Source organism: Shewanella sp. YQ_9 (assembly GCF_043103185.1).
In the GTDB taxonomy this organism is placed as follows: domain Bacteria; phylum Pseudomonadota; class Gammaproteobacteria; order Enterobacterales; family Shewanellaceae; genus Shewanella; species Shewanella algae.
On record NZ_JBICJO010000007.1, the window covers coordinates 96225 to 114942 of the forward strand.

An 18718-nucleotide genomic window follows, 5' to 3' on the forward strand; every position below is an offset into this window, starting at 1 on the left:
AAGAGAGGCGCAGATATTGTCTGCGCCTCTCTGGTATATCGAACTATATTGCAATCGATACAGAACTCACTTCCCTATAGGACTTACTTACCGCCTTGATTGGCCATATAGACCAATACTTCATCGTAGGACATATTGAGTTCGCGGGATAAATTGATGACCTTGGTCTTGAAGGTTTGGACTTGCTCTTGTTTATGCAAGTCGTTCTGCGTTTCTTCGACCAATTCATTGACCGCTTCCTGCAGAAGCTTCAGACGCCTGAGGCTATAGTCCAAAGACTTCAAATAACGGGTCATTTGTTGTTTGTTTCTGGCTTGCTCAAGATCCGTTGAGTGTTTTTTTTCATATCCATATGCATCGAGCGCCGCAATAGCACTCTGCAAATCGAGATCTTTTGTCATGTATGTTCACTTAAAACGAAGTTTTGCCCGAAAGAGTGGACAGGATAAAGGGATCGTAAAGCTGTCACTTGTAGTAGTTTATAGTATATTTCCGAACTTACTCAAGCATTTCACTGCACAGCGTAGGAGATGCCTGTTTTGCTATCATGAAACTTGTGGTGGCAGGATAAGGGCGTTAACCTAGAAAGCAGTATTTGCACGGAGGCCTATATGCTGGATTTGTTACCGGATCTCTTTGATCATTATGAAAATGATCTCATGTTGCTGCCATCTGTTTTTCACCAGTTTGGTGGCAAGTCTATTTTTTGGGGCGAAGTCGTAACCGTCAGGTGTTTCGAGGATAATTCCATGGTGAAACAGCTGTTGGCTACTGATGGCACGGGTAAAGTGCTGTTGGTGGACGGTGGCGCCTCTACATCCAAGGCCCTGATGGGAGACCTTATTGCCCAAAGCGCAGTTGACCATGGTTGGCAGGGAGTCGTGATTTATGGCGCCGTGCGCGATGTTGCCACCTTGGCGACCATGCAGCTTGGGGTAAAGGCCCTGGCGGCGGTACCTATTAAAACCGAGCGTAAGGGGGCTGGAGAAATCAACTGTGCGCTTTCCATTGGCGATGTGCAGATAACTCCCGGCATGATGCTCTATGCCGATGATAATGGCATCGCCGTCAGCCAAAATCCCTTGAATATGGCCTTTATCAGTTGAACAAGCGCCTTTGTCCTTATCGTTGAACAAGGAAACTATTATGAAAGTGGTTAAGTGGATACTGGGTATTTTCGCGGTATTGTTTCTCGGTCTGGTTCTGTATTTGACCTTGTTGTTTGATCCCAACGACTTTAAACCCCAAATAGTCGATGCGGTAAAAAAACAGACAGGGCGTGAATTGGTCATCAGTCAGGATCTCAACTGGACTTTTTTCCCGACTCTGGGAATTGAATTGGGCGGTATCAGCCTGAGTAACCCGGATGGTTTCGACGAGAAACAGATGTTGGCAGTCAATCAGGTTGTCGCTGAAGTTGCTCTGATGCCGCTGTTTCGTAAAGAAGTGGAAATTGCCCAGTTAAACCTCGATGGCTTGAAATTGGAGCTCATTACCCAGAAGGATGGTCGCAACAGTCTCGATGGCCTCAGCGGCGATGCCGGTACGGCCAAAGAGCAACCCAAGAATACCGAAGGCAACGCTCAGGGGCTGGCCAGTCTCAATATCGGTGGCATCAATATTACCAATACCCAAATTCATCTGCTCGACAAGCGCAGTGGCAGTGACCAAACCTTTGTGCTTGAGTCCCTGACCCTGGGCGAGTTTTCGCTGGGTAAATTTGCCCCTCTGGCTTATAAGTTCAGCGGCAGCATGCCGGACATGAAAATTGCCAGCGAGGGTAAAGGGCAATTGAAGATTTCAGCGGACATGAAGCAGTTGGAGATCACCGGCTTTGCCATTGAAAATCGCGTTGAAGGCAAGAGTATGCCCGGCGGCAAGTTGAGCGCCGAGCTGAATGCCGATGTGAAATTGGATCTCAACCGTCAAAACGCCGAGCTGGTATTGAGCAGTCTCAAGGTGGCCGATATCGAAGGCAAAGGGGATCTCAAAGTGGCTTTCGGCGGCAAGGTACCGGATGTAAAAGCCAAGTTGGCACTGGGGGAAATTGACCTCGACAAGTTACTGCCCGCCGGTGAGGAAGATAAAGCCGCAGCCAAAACCACTGAGTCGGCAACGGTCGCCAAGGCCGGCAGTGAACCGGACTTGAGTGCGATGAAGCAGGTCAACTTCGCCATGGATCTTACTGTTAAGGCCATTAAGGTTGCCGGCTTGACCACTGAAAACTGGAAAATGGATCTGGCTCTGAACAATGGCGTGCTGGATATGAAGCAGCTCAGCGCTGACTTGTATCAGGGCAAACTGATGACCAAGGCACAGCTTGACGGTCGCAACAAGGTCGCCAGCTACAATTTTGATACTCAGCTCAGTGGCGTCAAAATTCAACCTTTGCTCAAGGATGCGGCCGATTTGGAAATTCTTGCCGGTGCCACCGCTTTTAATGTCAAAGGTAAAGGCAAGAGCCTAATTCCGGATAACATCAAGCAAAACCTGGACGCCAACGGCAAGTTTGAAATCAGTGACGGTGCCCTTTACGGCGTGAATATCCCTCATATGATCCGCAGTGCCCAGGCCAAGCTAAAAGGTGATTTGTCGGCTCAGGAAGAGGGCGAACGCAAGACAGACTTCTCCAGCCTGACCGGCAGTTTCAGTCTGAAAAATGGTGTGGCCAATAACCCGGATCTGGCGATGGCCTCACCACTCATTCGCTTGGCGGGTGCCGGTAGTGCCAACCTTATCAGTGAGCAACTGGACTATAAGCTGAAAACCTCAGTGGTCGGCAGCCTCAAGGGCCAAGGCGGTGAAGGCAAGAATGATCTGGCCGGTGTTGAAATTCCGCTGATGATTTCCGGTTCATTCCAGGAACCCAAGTTTGCACTCGATACCCAGGCGCTGTTTGATTCCAAACTCAAGGAAGAAACCGAGAAGGTGAAAGACAAGCTTAAAGACAGCATCTTCAAGAAACTCGGAGGAGGTAAATGATGCGTGCCGTTTTGCCTTTGCTGGCGGTCTTGGCACTCGCAGGTTGCAGTGGCTCCAATGCTGCAACTACTGAGCCTGTGCCTCAAAAGACCCCGACTGGGATGGAGGAACTCAGAATGCCGACACTGCACTTTGGTACCATCAAAAAAGCGCCGACAGCTGCCTTGCTTGAGGGTAAATTGACGTTTGCAGAAGTAGTCAATAAGCAGCCGCTGCAGGCGATGCTGGAGATCCGTAACCCGAGCGAACATGTGGTTGGGATCCGCTTTAACTCAGGGATGACGGCGGATCTCTGGTTGGTGGATGATAAGGAACAGCGAGTCTGGGCCTGGTCGGATGAAATGATGTTTACTCAGGCTATCAGAGATACCAGTATCAAGCCGGGACAGACGCTGAAAGTGATGTTCAAGGTACCGGCCAAGACACTTGAGCGAATTGGCCCTGAGGGATACAGCTTCCAGGCCCGCTTTGAAGGCAAACCTCTGGAGTCCAAGTTGGCGGCTATGGCCATGCTGGAAGTGCCGGTGGCGAGGCGTTAAGGCGCTTATCTAGGTTGGAATAAAAAAGTCAGGTTAATCCTGACTTTTTTATTGGGATACTTAGTTTTTGACCAAGCTGTAACGGGCGGTATAGCGCGTTAAAACTGGGCTATCAGTTCCTTTTGCCGCTCACTTTGGCGGGTCAACTCTTCGCCGTGATGGCTTGCGGCTTCACTGTTGCTGGTCAGGCTGCCAACCCCTTGTTGCAACTGCTCTGAGTGGCGGTGCAACTGCTCAACCACACAGGCTTGCTGCTCCGTGGCAACGGCGATTTGCTGGCTGTGTGCGGCAATTCGGCCCAGGGCACTGGTGGCTTCATCCAACCGCTGCGCCAACTTTTGCTCCAGTTGCAGACTTTCTTTGGTCAGTTGCTGGCTGCGCTCCATCTCGGTCACAGTCTGCCGACTTTGCAGACTGAGCTCGGCAATAATTTGATGTATTTCACCGGCGGATTCACCGGAGCGCATTGCCAGGTTACGTACCTCATCGGCCACCACGGCAAATCCGCAGCCGGCTTCACCGGCCCGGGCCGCTTCGATTGCAGCATTGAGTGCCAGCAGGTTGGTCTGATCAGATAGTTGCTCTATCACTTCCAGCACGGTGTTAATGCTGCTGCAGCGTTTATCCAGCGCCAGCAGTTGAGCCTCCACCTTGGTAAGCAGAGCGGTGATTTCACTGTTGGCTGCGCGGCTGGCGGCCAGGGCTTCGAGTGTTTGCCGGTTACTTTGCTCAAGCTCAGTGACCTCGTTGGCGGTGTCGGCGGAAGTTTCGGCAATCTCTGCCACGGCACCTTTGAGTTCGTTGATGGCATCACCTTGCTGTTTGAGCGCGCCGGTTTGCTGTGCCAGTTCACGGTAGTTGGCATCGACGGCGGCCTGATGGGCACTCAAACTGTTATCGAGGATCTCACCGCTGTCTTTTATCCGCCCTGTGATGGCGAATATCTCGGCCTGCTGCATTCTCAGACTCAATTCCAGCTCGGCGAGTTCATCTGTGCTGTTGCAGTAAATAGCCTGCATCAGTGGATTATTCTGTACTCCGCGGCTGAGTTGACTGACATTATTTAACCTCTGTTTGAGTCTGAAAAGGCTCCAGCCCATCAAAGTTGCCGCGGTGCAGACAGGCACAAATTGCCAGAGACCACTTAGCCAGGGCAGTGGCACCAAGGATAGCAGTGATGTACCCCAGCATAGCGCCAGTTTGGTTGTCAGGTCGAGTTTAACGCGTGGCAGTACTGATTTTCCCTGACTGATGGCCCGGTAGCAGGCCTCGGCTCTGGCAATCAGTTCTGGTGTAGCCTTGGTTCGCACTGATTGATATTCAACTATTTTGCCTTTTCGGCGGATTGGGGTGACGTAGGCGTTGACCCAATAGTGACCGCCATCCTTGCGGCGGTTTTTTACCAAGCCCATCCAGCTGTTGCCACTCTTGATCTGTTGCCAGAGATCGGCAAAGGCTGCCTTGGGCATATGAGGATGGCGCACTATGTTATGCCCATGGCCCAACAACTCTTCATGGGAAAAGCCACAAAGTTCGACAAATTCCTGATTGATGTGGGTGATACGCCCTTTGAGATCTGTGGTTGATAGAATACGGGCACCTTCAGGCACCGGCGTCTCGATGCCGGTAATGGACAAATCTCTGCTCATTTTTGTTTTTATTTAGGGTGGATTAATTCAGCGGATGATTATCGACAAAGATGAGCGTCAAATTTGTGACAGCGAACAAATGGTTAACAATTGTACCGAAGCGGCTTGTGAAAGTTAGAGCAGGATCAAAAGCGGCATCAAAGATGCCGCTTGGGTAGGAGTTTTTATCAGGTCTTGACTCGGGTCACATCCACGAACAGGGTCAACATCTGTCCGGGTTGCAGGTATTTACTGGCCTTGAGCTGGTTCCATTCCAGCAGATCATCCACAGTGACATTGAACTTGCTGGCTATTCGTGCCAGCGAATCCCCGGAGCGAACCTTGTATTTCACGGTGCGCATTACGGCGTTGGCATTCTGGGATTTGCCAGAGGCTTTAGTCCAGATGGTCAGCTGTTTCCCGGGACGCAACGGCGTCTTGGCCGAGATACCGTTCCATTTCACCAGCTCGTTGACACTGACACCATTATCCTTGGCTATCTGCCACAGGGAGTCACCGGACTTGACCTGGTAGCTGCGTTTGCTCTTGCCGGACTTATTCTGACCCAGACGCTGCTCTTTGGAGAGCGGGTAGGCCGATGCATCCTTGAGGGCGACCGGGATCAACAGGTGCTTGCCGGCGACAATATTGTTGCCACTGATGCCGTTGACAGAACGGATCACATCGATACTGGTATGATGTTTCTTGGCTATCACTCCAAGGGAGTCACCCTTGCGGATCTTGTATCTGAGCCAGTTGAGGCGCTCGCTGGGTTCAGTGCTGGCCAGGGCGATTTCAAACTCTTTGGCCTTGTCCAACGGCAGTACCAATTTGTGTGGCCCTTCCGGCGCAGTAGCCCAGCGATTAAAACCCGGGTTGAACTGCTGCAGTTCATTGACTTCCATACCGGCAAGGCGGGCTGCCAAGGCCAAGTCTATCTGACTACCGACATCGACCACTTCCAGTTTCTGCTCGTTGGCAATCGGTGTCAGGTTAATGCCGTATTTGTCGGCGTTTTTGATCACATCGGCCAGTGCCAGCAGTTGCGGCACATAACGCTCGGTTTCCTTGGGCAGTGACAGGGACCAGAAGTCGGTAGCTTGCCCTTTTTGACGGTTCCGCTTGACCGCGTTCAACACCCGACCTTCGCCTGTGTTATATGCGGCAATGGCATAGAGCCAGTTTTCGCCCGTCTTGTCGTAGAGGTATTCCATCATATTCAGCGCTGCAGCCGTGGCAGCAGGTACGTCGCGGCGTCCGTCATACCACCAGTTGATATCCAGGCCAAAATGCAGCGCCATCGGCGCCGTAAACTGCCACAGCCCGGAGGCTGCACCATGGGAGTAGGCAAAGGGGTCGAAGGCACTTTCCACTATCGGCAGCAGCGCCAGTTCCATCGGCAATTTACGCTCTTCTATCTGCTCGACAATCAGATACATGAAAGGGGCAGCCCGCTCGGAGATCTGCTCCAGGTGTCTTGGATTATTGATGTACCACTGGCGGTACTGGCGCACCAGCTTCTCATCGGGAACCGGCATGTTGAGTTGGCTGCGGATCCGTTGCCATACATCTGTGACAGCGACTTCGGGCTCACTGATGACTTGTGGAGCCTGAGTGATGACCGGAGCCGGAGTGGCCTTGACCGGCGCTTCGGCAGTGGACTCCGGCGCCTGAGACAGCAGCTGACAGCCGCCAAGCAGGGAAAGGCTCCCCGCCAACATAAAAAATCTGATTTGCTTCAAAAACAGCAATCCTCGAATGATGGCCTGAACAGACAGGCAAACGCACATCAAACGGAAACCCGGGATAGGCCTGGTCCCTTGGCCCGGGATAGTACCTTGGGTGGTACTTTTACCCTGGTTTGGTTTCCGTGGTGAAAAAGAAGTGCCGTTACTGAAAGCCAAGTATTGTTATTTAAAACAAGTAGATAAATCTATCTTGGCCTGGCATTGTCATAATAACGACACAAAAAAGCGGCTTATTGTAACCCGGTTTTCAGAAATTGTCTTTCCATTGCCTGAGAACTGCAAAGCGGCTCACGGGATCATGGCAGGGGTGGCCGCTGTGGGCCTCCAGTACGTTCTGCAGTGTGTTCTTTTGGCAGCGCATAAAGGGATTGATGGCCTTTTCACGACCAATAGTGGAGGGGAGTGTGGGTTGTTGCTGCTCGCGCAGCGCTTCGGCGGCAAGTTGGTAGTCAGCCAGTGCCTGGTTATCCGGTTCAACGGCTTTGGCAAAACGCAGGTTGGCCAAGGTGTACTCATGGGTGCAATACACCTTGGTGTTGTCATCAAGGGCCGCAAACTGACTCAAGGAGTGGTACATCTGTTCGGCGCTGCCTTCAAACAGGCGGCCGCAGCCGGCGCAGAACAGGGTATCGCCGCAAAAGAGGGCATCGCCAATCAAGTAGGCGATATGATCCAGCGTGTGCCCGGGGACCTTGAACAGTCGACACTCTAAAGCAAATCGGCCTTGCCCAGGCTCAAGCCGATATTCGCCTTCCTCGGTTAGTGCCCGGGTAATGCCTTTGATGGCCGGATTGGCAGGCCCGTATACCGGGAGCGAGCCGAAAGCTTCCTTTAAGGCCAGGATACCGCCGGTATGGTCGCTGTGATGGTGAGTTATCAGTACCCCGGCCAGCGTCAGATTATTTTGCGCCAAAAAAGCCAACACGGGCGCGGCATCACCCGGGTCCACCACCCAACAGCAATCACCTTGGGGTGCGACTATGGCCCAGATATAGTTGTCATCGAAGGCGGCAATGGGCGTTATCTTTGGCCGGGCGAGGGGGACATTGACATTGGACATAAGCTCAAGGCTCCTTTGAGTCGACGGGATCAGTTTCAATTTTACTGAGCCTCATACTTGCTTGTATAGGGGGTTCGTTATTAAGCTGAGCCTAGAACGGCTTAACCGGAGTATCTATGCCTCTCTCGTCTGAGTCCAGACCCAGCTCCTGGGACAGTTTGCCAGCCGGTGAGACTATCAAACGTGAACTGGAAAGCAAACTGGCCAATTGGTGGCCCAGAGTGTTTGGTTATCATCTGTTGCGCCTGGGGGCCTTAAGCCGCGAACTCGAGATCAAAAACTGCCCGGTCGGGCATCAGTTTTCCCTCTATCCCGGCAACGGCGCTTCGATAGTTGCCGATTTTACCTCGCTGCCGTTGGCTCCGGCCAGCATAGATGCGGTGGTGATGAACCTGGTACTGGAGTTTGAGGCAAACCCTTACCGGATTTTACGTGAAGCCGACAGGGTGCTGGTCAGCGGAGGTTATCTTTTCATCGTCGGGATTAACCCGTTCAGCTGCGCCTTTTTCGGCAAGCTGCTGCCCAGATTTCAGCAGGCTTTACCCTGGAGCGGCCATTTCTTTATGCCGGCCAGGGTCAAGGACTGGCTGGGGCTTCTGGGGTATCAGTTGGTGCACGATGAGCGGCTCTTGTACCATTCGCTGCTCAGCGAAGCCGCGCCCTTGAGGATATGGCATCATTGGCAGCAAAAGTGGCTGCCGGGTACCGGCTCTCTGTATCTATTGGTGGCCCGCAAGCTGGATTCGCCGTTAACCCCCTTGGGGGATAAACGTCGTCAGCGGATCCCCGGCTGGCAACCCACGCCGACACCGGGATTCTCCGGCAGGCAACTGGAGCGCCACACTAAAGAAGAGCAATAATTGCAATGCGTATTACCCTGAAACAGTTAATGATTTTTGAAGCCGTGGCCCGCACAGGCCAAGTGGCCAAGGCCGCCGAGCGGGTTAACCTCTCTGCGCCGGCCACCTCCATGGCACTGTCGGAGCTTGAAAAGCAGCTCGATACCCGTTTGTTTGAGCGTATAGGCAACCGCTTGCAGCTCAACTCTCAAGGCAGTCTGCTGTTGCCTCTGGCCAGCGATGTGCTGCAGCGCATCGAGCGCATAGAGCAGGCTTTTACTCCGAACAACCATGAACTGGCCGGTATGCTAAATGTCAGCGCCAGTTCCACCATAGGCAATTTTCTGCTGGCCAAGGCAGCGGTGGCATTCAGCCAGCAGCACGTTCAGACTCAGGTCGACTTGGCGATAGACAATACCCGTAAGGTTATCCGTGATGTGGCCGAGTTTCGCGCCGAGTTGGGCTTCATTGAAGGTTATTGCCTCGACAGTCGTATCGCCGTATTGCCCTGGCATCAGGACTGTCTCAAGGTGTTCTGCCATCCGGCGCACCCGCTGGCGGGAAGCAAGGTATCGCCAAGCGAGCTCAAGGGGCTCTCCTGGGTATTGAGAGAAGAGGGCTCGGGCACCCGGGAGTACTTTGTCGATGCCGCCAACCGCCTTGACCTGCAGCCAGAAGCCCGTTTCTGTTTTCCAACTCCGGATGCCATCAAACAGGCGGTGAAACAGGGCGCCGGGCTTGGGGTTTTGTCTGAGCTGACACTGGATAAAGAGCTGGCTCGCAGAGAGCTGGCGTTGGTGGAGGTGGAGGGACTGGCGCTCGAGCGGCCGTTTTACCTCATCCGCCACAAGAGCCACAGCCTGACGCCGTTGGCGCAGGCCTTTATCGACTTTTGCGGCAAATTTTTGAAACTCAAGACAGTCGCGGACAAAGGTAGTCATTAGAGACCAAGCTTCTAACGACCAAGCCTCTAAAGACTGTAGCCATTAAAGACTGGCCTGATAACCCTGGTCGACTGTGGCAGGGTTGGCCTCGGCGGCTTCGCGGGCCAGGGTGTCGCAACGCTCGTTCTCCGGGTGTCCGGCGTGGCCCTTGACCCAGCGCCAGTCTATCTGATGCTGTTGCGTGGCCTTATCGAGTCGCTGCCAGAGATCGACATTTTTCACCGGCGTCTTGTTGGAAGTGACCCAGCCTTTTTTCTTCCAGCCGTGGATCCATTGGGTGATCCCCTGGCGCATATATTGGCTGTCGCTGGTCAGCACGATTTTGCAAGGCTCTTTCAGGCTCTCAAGCGCTATGATAGGTGCCAGCAACTCCATGCGGTTGTTGGTTGTCAGGGCAAAGCCACCGGAGAGTTCTTTGGTATGCTGTTTATAGCGCATGACAACACCATAGCCGCCGGGCCCGGGGTTGCCCAGGCAAGAGCCGTCGGTGTATATCTGGATCTGTTTCAGTTCGCTCATCAAGTTGTTACCATATCCGGCAAATGCGGGCGAGTATACCCGTAAATTCACTCAGGAAGCTGCAAAAAATAGATGAATATCATATCGAATGCCAGTCGGCAGATCATTCTGGATACCGAAACCACAGGTATGAACCAGGGCGCAGGCCCCGTCTATCTAGGCCACAGAATCATTGAAATCGGCTGTGTGGAAGTCATTAACCGCCGCTTGACCGGCCGCACTTTCCACCAGTATATCAATCCGGGCCAACCCATTGATGAAGAAGCGATTGCGGTTCACGGTATCACAGATGAGAGAGTGGCCAACGAGCCCAGGTTTCATGAAATAGCCTCCGACTTTATCGCCTTTATTCAAGGGGCGGAGATTGTGGCTCACAACGCCTCGTTTGACGTGAGCTTTATGGATCATGAGTTTTCCATGACCCATCCCAGGGGGCCGGTGACGGCGGATATTTGTCAGATCCTCGACTCCCTGGCCATCGCCAAGTTTTTGCACCCAGGGCAAAAGAACAATCTGGATGCCCTGTGTAAGCGTTATCACATAGACAACTCCCGCCGCGAGTATCACGGCGCTTTGCTCGATGCCGAGATCCTCGCCGATGTTTATCTGGCGATGACAGGCGGCCAGACCAAGTTCAACCTCTCCAGTGAACAAGCAGGTCAGGAAGCCGGCGGCATCATGCGTCTCGATGCCAATCGCGCAAAACTTAAAGTGATCGCCGCATCGGCCGATGAACTGAATATGCATGAGCAAAGGCTCGATTTAATTGCAAAATCAGGCAAGTGCCTCTGGCGCGACGAGCCACAACCTATGGATTGAAGCAAATAATGGGATTGAGACCAGCGCTGGGCCTCATGGTGTGTCTGCTGCTTGGCCTTGGGGCCCCGGCTGTGGCCGAGATAGTACCCAAGGAACAGGCCTCTGAGCTTAAGAATCGTTTTCGGGTTGACCATATGGTCGACAGAATCGTGCTTCTGGTGCAGCGGGAATACGGCTCCGCCCCTGTGGTGGTGGTTTTGCCTGATGGCAGTAAATGGTATGCCTCGCGCCACCCGGAGAATGTCAAATGGACCGATGGCGTCACAGGCGACATGATTGCGGTGGAAAACCCTGTGCCAGGCCCTTGGCAGCTCATTGGTAAAGTGGTGCCCGGCTCGCAAATCACCCGGGTATCCGAGCTGGGGATTGAGGTGGATGAACTGCCTCAGCCACTGTATCAGGGCGAGCGCCTTAAGCTGACCGCCCATCTCACCGGTGATTCGCTGAGAATGCGACTTCCCGGGCTTGAATACCTGTTGCAATGGACGGCGCGTTTTGTTTCCTCCCACAAACCGGGCGATGAAAACTTTGCCGCCGGTACCCTTATTGTCGGCAGTTATCAGGACAACGGAGAGGCGCTGGATGAACGGCCAGATGACGGCACCTTTACTTCCAATATTAACCTCAACCAGCCCTGGGGAGATTACACCCTGCAGGTCAGTGTGCAAAACGATGTGTTTGAACGTGAGTTCAAACAGGCATTTCGCCTCGAACCTTCGCCTGTGGATATTAAGGTGGTTGAGCCGGACGATCCCCTGACTCAGCCATGGGGCCTGATGCTGAGTGCCAATCCAGACATTCTGCGCCTTGAGGAAACCTATTTCGATATTGAGCTTTTGGGGCCGGCCGGATTGCAACTGCCGGTTACCGTGCGTCAGCCCACAGAAGGCACCACGCAACTCGTGCTGCCCCAGGTGAGTGACTTTGGCAGTTACCGTATCAAGGGCACTGTCTTCAGCACAGACAAGCAGGGAAGGGAGCTGGTGTTGACCCTGCCGGAGCGCTTTTTCAATTTTGTCGAGCCACCCAAGCCGCCACCGAGCGCCGAAGAGATGGCCGCCAGGGCTGCAGCAATAGCAGCCAAAGAAGAAGCGGCGGCCAAACAAAATGCCCTTTACCTGATCATAGGGGGTAACGTCTTGCTGTTACTGTTTGGGGTCGGTGCGATTCTGTTTTGGCGCAAGCGTCAAAGTCTGAAGCAGGCCTTGGCTGCGGCTGAAGAGCAGTTGCTGGCAAAACAGCAGGCGGCGCCCAAGGAAGATGATGTGCAGGAGATTGACCTGACCCTACCCGATGAGGATGAGCGCAAATCCAACTGAACATCTTGATTATCCATGCTTTGCTGATTTTTTAGCTAATCGGGATCCTCGGGGTAAAAAAGTTGTTGACGCTGACAAGGGGCCTACGTATTATTCCCGGCAACTTGAGTGGAGCGGTAGTTCAGTTGGTTAGAATACCGGCCTGTCACGCCGGGGGTCGCGGGTTCGAGTCCCGTCCGCTCCGCCAGTCAAGTTAACGAATTCAAGCCTTATTGCCCAGGTGATAAGCAAGAGTTTGGAGCGGTAGTTCAGTTGGTTAGAATACCGGCCTGTCACGCCGGGGGTCGCGGGTTCGAGTCCCGTCCGCTCCGCCAAACAAGCAGAAAGCCCAGTCAGCAATGACCGGGCTTTTTGTTTTATCTGGTTTCAAGCCGAATCTGGCACATTGCCACAAAAATTTCTGATCCCATCCTCTTTAACTCATATATGCTCATACAGAAACAGCGATTGACTCTGGCGTTGCTCATGCTGTAAAGCTGTTTCGGGTCGCCCGAAAGAAACAAAAAAGGATTCTACTTATGGTTGAAAAAATCACCGCCATGCTGGCGTTGATAGGAGTCTTATCTCTGGCGTGTCAGTGGATTGGCTGGCGGATGCGTCTGCCGGCGATATTACCGCTGCTGCTTTGTGGTTTGTTGCTGGGTCCCGGGCTGGGTTTACTGGATCCCGATGCGATTTTCGGCGACTTGCTGTTTCCCATCATCTCCCTCGGGGTTGCTGTCATTCTGTTTGAAGGGGCGTTGACGCTCAACTTCAAGGAGATCAAGGATCACGGCCGGATGGTGACGCATTTGGTGTCTGTGGGCGCGCTGATCACCTGGGGTTGCATCGCCTCGGCGGCGCATTTCCTGCTGAGTTTTGATTGGCCGCTGGCACTGTTGTTTGGTGCTTTGGTAGTGGTTACCGGGCCGACTGTGATAGTGCCCATGCTCAGAACCGTTAAGCCCAAGTCTCAGTTGGCGAGCATTCTGCGCTGGGAGGGGATAGTGATAGATCCCATAGGCGCCATGCTGGCGGTGTTGGTGTTTGAGTACATTACTGTCAGCGCCGGGCAGACAGCGCATGTACTGCTGGCACTCGGCTCTATGCTGGGTATTGGCCTTGGGCTTGGTGCCTTGGCCGGTTATCTTGTCGGGCGGGTGCTGAGAAGCAATCTTTTGCCCCACTATCTAACCAACACGGCTGTACTGACCATAATGCTCGGGGTCTTTGTCGGTTCAAACCTATTGCAGGAAGAGTCCGGCCTGTTGACCGTGACAGTAATGGGGATTTGGCTCGCCAATATGCGCGGCGTGGATATTGCCGATATCCTCGAGTTCAAAGAGACACTCACGGTGCTGCTTATCTCGGCGCTGTTTATTTTGCTGGCGGCCAGGTTGGATTCGTCGGCCATGCTGGACCTTGGTCTGGGCGGCCTTGGGGTACTGGCAGTGGTGCTTTTGGTGGCCAGGCCGCTGAGCATTTGGCTCTCGGGTATAGGCACTTCGCTCAGCAGCGCTGAAAAGTGGTTTTTGAGCTGGGTGGCGCCGCGGGGGATAGTGGCGGCGGCCGTGTCATCACTGTTTGCCATCAAGCTGGAAAAGATGGAAGTGCCCGGCGCCGAGACCATAGTGCCACTGGTGTTTTTAATCATCATAGGCACAGTTGTGATCCAGTCGCTCACCGCCAGACGCTGGGCCAGTATTCTTGGGGTGCAGGCAGGCTCTGCCCGCGGCCTGCTGATCTTTGGCGCTTCCAAGTTTTCCCGGGAGCTGGCCAAGGTGCTCAAGAGCAAGGATATCAAGGTGATCCTTGCCGATAGTAACTGGGATAACATTCGTTTGGCGCGGATGGATAATATTCCGGTTTACTTTGGCAACCCGGCCTCGGAGCATGCCGACACCTATCTGGATTTGACCGGCATCGGCAAGGTGTTAATCCTGTCTCCCTATCGTCAGCTCAACCCTGTGGTCTATTTCCATTTCCAGGATATTCTCGGACAGAAGAAGGTTTATGGTCTCAGTAACACGGAAAGCAATGGTACCAGTGCCCGCCATCAATTGTCTGAGTCCTATTTGAAGCGTATGTGCCTATTCGGTGAAACAGTCTCCTACGCCAAGCTGGCCAGTTTGATGTCCAAGGGCGGGGTGCTGAAGAGCACTAACCTGACAGAAAGCTTTGGCTACAAAGACTTTTGCCGCCGCTATGGTGAAACTGTGGTGCCGCTGATGTACCTGAAAAATGGTAAGGTCACTATGTTGACCGGCAACACTACAGATTTGCCAAGCGGAATCGAGCTTATCAGCCTGATCCCCAAAGAGGCGCTGGCGGAGGCATCGGCGCTCAAGGAAGCGGAGGAAACCCTCAAGCAGGCAAGGGCTGAAGCCGAGCAAAAGGCCAAGGAGCAGGAAGCGAAAGAGCAGCAAACCGCGCTAACTGAGGCTGATGTTCAAGACAAAGTGAGCTGTGATAAAGAGGGCGAAGCCGGTGGAAAAGAGAGCGGGAAAGGTAATGGGGAAGACAAGGGGAAAGTTACCGCCTGATCAAATTTGAGCCACAGCGCCGAAAGCAAACGGGAAATACCGGGTCATTAAAACGGCCCGGTATTTTTATATCACAAGGTTTGGCTATAGAAGATTAATGCAGCATCAAATCTTGAGATGCCGGATTGGCGCTTCCTGTAACATGCCTGCTATAGTCCGGGCACCGCAGGCGTTAAAGATCAGCCATCAAAGAGGTGAACCATGTCCGATTTTGCCGTTTCCTCCGAAGCAGAAGCGTTTTCTTTGCAGGAGAGAGAAGCCTTGTACAAGGCGATATTTGCCCGCCGCGATGTACGCAGTCAATTTTTGTCAAAGCCGGTTCCTGAAGAGAGCTTACAGAGGATCCTGGATGCGGCGCACCATGCGCCCAGCGTTGGCTTTATGCAGCCTTGGGACTTTATTCTGGTGCGCAGTGAAGCCAAGCGCCGCGCCATTAAACAGGGGTTTGATGCCGCCAATGCCCGTTCGACGGAACAGTTCAGTGGCGAAAGACTGCTTCATTATCAGCGGTTAAAGCTTGAAGGTATTCTTGAGGCGCCTTTGGGGATCTGTGTGACCTGCGATCCCAGCCGCACCGGGCCTGTGGTACTTGGCCGCACCATCAAGCCGGAAATGGACAACTACAGTGCAGTTTGCGCGGTGCAAAATCTGTGGCTCGCCGCCAGAGCCGAAGGCCTGGGTGTGGGCTGGGTCAGTATTCTTGATGATGAAGTGCTGCGTGAGACCTTGGGGATACCTGAGGAGATAAGAATTATCGCTTATTTGTGTCTGGGGCGGGTGAGCGCTTTCAACGATACCCCTGAGCTTGAGCGCAAAGGCTGGTTGCCCCGGCGACCACTTGAGTTGGCGGTCCATGAAGATGGCTGGCAGGCTGCGCAGCAGCAACAAACCGATGAACTGCTGGCCGAATTCTTGCGCCAAAGAGAGCGCCAAAGCGGAAAATGACATCTCATTCTATAGAAACAGTTGAGCTAAGCGCAGATATGAGCTCAAGGCAAGGATGAAATGGCAGAGCGGTAAGGTCGGTGAAAAATAGGTGGATATAGCTACAAGAAGATAAGCACAGAGAAGATAGAGACATAAAAGATAGACACATAAAAGTGATCAAGTCTGCCTCGCCATAAAAGAAAAGGAGACTCAGAGTCTCCTTTTTCATGCTTGTTACTCGGCAGGTTTAAGCAGCTTGTTCTTCGCGGCTGTCCTGCTCCAGGCTCTGGGCCTTGAGTTCGGCGGGGTCAAAGTCATCCACGTTGATGGATTTCATTCGGCCGATTTCAGCGCGCTCCAGCAGGGCCACTTCATCATCGCTCAGAACCCCCAGCGCCTTGCCTTCTGCGGCCACTTTATCCAGCCACATAAAGGGTAGACGTTTGCCGGCAGCCTTACAGACTTTGTCATACAAGGGCTCTGCCGCCAGTATGTCTTTGAAGGTCTGCTCCTGAATACCTACGGCATTGTTGTCGCAAGCTTCCCAGAATTGTCCCTTACCCAGACGGTCACGGCTGGCACAAGGGGTCTGCATTATCTTGGCTACCTTGTGGTCCAACACATCACTTGGGCGCTTCAGTGGTCGACCGAAGGGGAACAACACCAGGCGCAGCACGCCGCCGAGGCCAGCAGGGAAGTTATCCAGCAGATCATCCAGAGAAGACTGCAGCTTGTAGAGCGCGTCTTCAACCGCCCACTGTACCAGTGGCAGATCTTCACTCTGACGGCCTTCATCCTGATAACGCTTGAGGGTTGCCGATGCCAGATACAACTGGCTGAGCAAGTCACCCAGACGGGCAGAGATCCGCTCTTTACGTTTGAGGTTACCCCCTAAGGTCGCCATCGCCAGATCCGACAGCAAGGCCAGGTTGGCACTGAAGCGGTTCATATGCTGATAGTAACGCTTGGTCTTGTCGGCAAAAGGCGCATTGGAGAAGCGACTGCCGGTGAGGCCCATCCACAGACTGCGGATAAAATTACTTGTGGTAAAGCCGATATGGCCAAACAGCGCCGCATCAAAGTTATTCAGGCCACGGTTTACGTCGCTATCAAAGGCCGACTCCATCTCTGCCAGCACATATGGATGGCAGCGAATGGCGCCTTGACCATAGATGATCATTGAGCGGGTCAGAATGTTGGCCCCTTCAACCGTGATGGCGATAGGTGCCGCTTGATATCCGCGTCCCAGATAGTTGTTGGGGCCAAGACATACCCCTTTACCACCGTGAATATCCATGGCGTCGATAACGCATTTCTGCATTCTGTCGGTCAGGTGATATTTGACTATCGCCGAGATGACGGAAGGCTTTTCGCCCAGATCAATACCTGTGGTGGTCAAGGAGGTTACAGCATCCATCAGATAGGCGTTACCACCGATGCGCGCCATTGGCTCTTCAATGCCTTCCAGCTTACCAATAGGCAGCTTGAACTGACGGCGAATGCGGGCATAGGCACCGGTTGCCAAAGCCGCGGTTTTAACGCCACCGGCTGAGTTGGAGGGCAGGGTGATGCCGCGGCCAACCGACAGGCATTCCACCAGCATGCGCCAGCCTTGTCCCGCCATTTTCGGGCCACCTATGATAAAGCTCAGAGGAACAAACACCTCTTTGCCTCGGGTAGGACCATTTTGGAACATACAGTTGAGCGGGAAGTGGCGACGGCCGGTTTCCACACCTTCAACATCGGTCGGGATCAAGGCGCAGGTAATGCCCAGCTCTTCCTTATCGCCAAGCAGATGCTGGGGATCTTTAAGCTTGAATGCCAACCCCAAAACTGTGGCAACAGGTGCCAGGGTGATATAACGCTTGTTCCAGGTCAGTTTCATCCCCAGTACTTCTTCACCTTGCCATTGGCCTTTGCAGACTACACCGAAATCCGGAATGGCGCCGGCATCTGAACCGGCCTCAGGGCTGGTCAGGGCAAAGCAGGGAACTTCCAAACCTTTGGCCAGGCGTGGCAGGTAGTGATCCTGCTGCTCCGGGGTACCATAGTGCTGCAGCAGCTCGCCTGGGCCAAGTGAGTTGGGCACACCTACGGTCGAGGCCAGTTCACTGCTGACACCGGCCAGCTTTTGCAGTACCCGGGATTGGGCGTAGGCAGAGAATTCCAGACCACCGTACTTCTTCTTGATGATCATCGCAAAGAAGCCTTTGTCTTTGAGGAACTGCCATACTTCGGCAGGCAAGTCCGCCAATTGATGGGAAACCATATGCTGGTTAACCATGCGGCAGACTTCCTCCACAGGTCCTTCCAGGAAGGCATGTTCTTCGGCGCTCAGACGGGCAACCGGATAGTTGTGCAGCTTCTTCCAGTTGGGATTACCGGCGAAGAGATCGGCTTCCCACCAGGTAGTACCGGCTTCAATCGCCTCTTTTTCGGTGGAAGACATCTCCGGCATGATGCCGCGATAGAGTTTAAGTAATGGCCGGGTTATCACACTCTGCCTGAAGGCACTCAGGTTCAGCGGCAGGGCAATAACCAAGAAAATTATCCAGCTAATCAGTCCAGTTACATCCAGCAGGCTGCCTGCTGCCATGACCACTGCGGCGGCTATGGTTGCGGTCAGCAGGGATACTCTGAGGTACGCTGCTGCTCCTAAAACCAAGAGCAATGCCAGGATCCATAGTAGGGTAGTCACTGTTTGTTCTCCTTAATAAAACGACCACTTTATTCAGTGTAGAACGCCTCGCTTGAGAGCGATCAAGATCACAATTATAGTATGTGGTCAGACCTGTGTCGCAATAAAATTAAACCTAAGCGAAATCGAATACAAGCATTTTTCAAACAATTGTTTAAATTTTTTATTGCAAGC

15 protein-coding genes and 2 tRNA genes are annotated in these 18718 nt (G+C 53.3%); 11 read left to right on the forward strand and 6 right to left on the reverse strand.

Annotation, left to right across the window (positions count from 1 at the left end; genetic code table 11):
• Window positions 1-83 precede the first annotated feature (83 nt).
• Window positions 84-401: a hypothetical protein gene (locus ACF8D4_RS02220; protein ID WP_025009657.1), complete on the reverse strand. Its 318-nt coding sequence runs from the start codon at window positions 399-401 to the stop codon at window positions 84-86.
• A gap of 210 nt (window positions 402-611) precedes the next feature.
• Between ACF8D4_RS02220 and ACF8D4_RS02225 the strand changes: the two genes are divergently transcribed.
• Genes ACF8D4_RS02225 through ACF8D4_RS02235 form a run of 3 tightly spaced genes read left to right on the forward strand, consistent with a single transcriptional unit; the run spans window position 612 to window position 3521 of the window.
• On the forward strand, window positions 612-1106 hold the full coding sequence (locus ACF8D4_RS02225; protein ID WP_025009658.1) for a putative 4-hydroxy-4-methyl-2-oxoglutarate aldolase: 495 nt from the start codon (window positions 612-614) through the stop codon (window positions 1104-1106).
• 40 nt (window positions 1107-1146) lie between these two features.
• Window positions 1147-2982: an AsmA family protein gene (locus tag ACF8D4_RS02230; protein WP_304716626.1), complete on the forward strand. Its 1836-nt coding sequence runs from the start codon at window positions 1147-1149 to the stop codon at window positions 2980-2982.
• Entirely contained in the window at window positions 2979-3521 is a 543-nt protein-coding gene (locus tag ACF8D4_RS02235; RefSeq protein WP_081782881.1) for a BsuPI-related putative proteinase inhibitor, read from the forward strand. Before ACF8D4_RS02230 ends, ACF8D4_RS02235 begins: the two co-directional genes overlap by 4 nt.
• A 98-nt stretch (window positions 3522-3619) precedes the next feature.
• On the opposite strand, the gene ACF8D4_RS02240 is transcribed toward ACF8D4_RS02235, so the two are convergent.
• The 3 genes from ACF8D4_RS02240 to gloB all read right to left on the reverse strand — a co-directional run bounded on the left by ACF8D4_RS02240 (window position 3620) and on the right by gloB (window position 7957).
• Window positions 3620-5170: a methyl-accepting chemotaxis protein gene (locus tag ACF8D4_RS02240; protein ID WP_392464522.1), complete on the reverse strand. Its 1551-nt coding sequence runs from the start codon at window positions 5168-5170 to the stop codon at window positions 3620-3622.
• Window positions 5171-5337: 167 nt separating this feature from the next.
• Window positions 5338-6870, reverse strand: coding sequence for a LysM peptidoglycan-binding domain-containing protein (locus tag ACF8D4_RS02245; protein WP_223828977.1), 1533 nt, complete (start codon window positions 6868-6870; stop codon window positions 5338-5340).
• A 274-nt stretch (window positions 6871-7144) separates the two neighbouring features.
• The gene (gene gloB, locus ACF8D4_RS02250; protein WP_144130904.1) at window positions 7145-7957 is read right to left on the reverse strand and encodes a hydroxyacylglutathione hydrolase; all 813 of its coding nucleotides are present in this window, start codon (window positions 7955-7957) and stop codon (window positions 7145-7147) included.
• Window positions 7958-8073: 116 nt separating this feature from the next.
• Between gloB and ACF8D4_RS02255 the strand changes: the two genes are divergently transcribed.
• Window positions 8074-8817, forward strand: coding sequence for a class I SAM-dependent methyltransferase (locus ACF8D4_RS02255; protein ID WP_208141620.1), 744 nt, complete (start codon window positions 8074-8076; stop codon window positions 8815-8817).
• Window positions 8818-8822: 5 nt separating this feature from the next.
• Window positions 8823-9740, forward strand: coding sequence for a LysR substrate-binding domain-containing protein (locus ACF8D4_RS02260; RefSeq protein WP_028779262.1), 918 nt, complete (start codon window positions 8823-8825; stop codon window positions 9738-9740).
• A 42-nt stretch (window positions 9741-9782) separates the two neighbouring features.
• Here the strand turns inward: ACF8D4_RS02260 and rnhA are convergent, their stop codons facing one another.
• Window positions 9783-10259, reverse strand: coding sequence for a ribonuclease HI (gene rnhA / locus ACF8D4_RS02265; RefSeq protein WP_025009664.1), 477 nt, complete (start codon window positions 10257-10259; stop codon window positions 9783-9785).
• 72 nt (window positions 10260-10331) lie between these two features.
• Here rnhA and dnaQ point away from each other — a divergent pair, with 72 nt between their 5' ends.
• The 6 genes from dnaQ (at window position 10332) to bluB (ending at window position 15864) form a co-directional block, all read left to right on the forward strand.
• Window positions 10332-11078, forward strand: coding sequence for a DNA polymerase III subunit epsilon (gene dnaQ, locus ACF8D4_RS02270; protein ID WP_167716245.1), 747 nt, complete (start codon window positions 10332-10334; stop codon window positions 11076-11078).
• Window positions 11079-11086: 8 nt separating this feature from the next.
• Window positions 11087-12397: a TIGR03503 family protein gene (locus ACF8D4_RS02275; protein WP_107004764.1), complete on the forward strand. Its 1311-nt coding sequence runs from the start codon at window positions 11087-11089 to the stop codon at window positions 12395-12397.
• Window positions 12398-12507: 110 nt separating this feature from the next.
• Window positions 12508-12584, forward strand: a tRNA-Asp gene (locus ACF8D4_RS02280).
• A gap of 50 nt (window positions 12585-12634) precedes the next feature.
• Window positions 12635-12711, forward strand: a tRNA-Asp gene (locus ACF8D4_RS02285).
• Window positions 12712-12915: 204 nt separating this feature from the next.
• Window positions 12916-14919 (forward strand): sodium:proton antiporter, encoded by a 2004-nt coding sequence (locus tag ACF8D4_RS02290; RefSeq protein ID WP_107004765.1) that lies wholly within the window; start codon window positions 12916-12918, stop codon window positions 14917-14919.
• Window positions 14920-15120: 201 nt separating this feature from the next.
• Window positions 15121-15864, forward strand: coding sequence for a 5,6-dimethylbenzimidazole synthase (bluB, locus tag ACF8D4_RS02295; RefSeq protein WP_167716247.1), 744 nt, complete (start codon window positions 15121-15123; stop codon window positions 15862-15864).
• Between the two features lie 229 nt (window positions 15865-16093).
• On the opposite strand, the gene fadE is transcribed toward bluB, so the two are convergent.
• Entirely contained in the window at window positions 16094-18544 is a 2451-nt protein-coding gene (gene fadE, locus ACF8D4_RS02300; protein WP_071237588.1) for an acyl-CoA dehydrogenase FadE, read from the reverse strand.
• Between the last annotated feature and the right edge of the window lie 174 nt (window positions 18545-18718).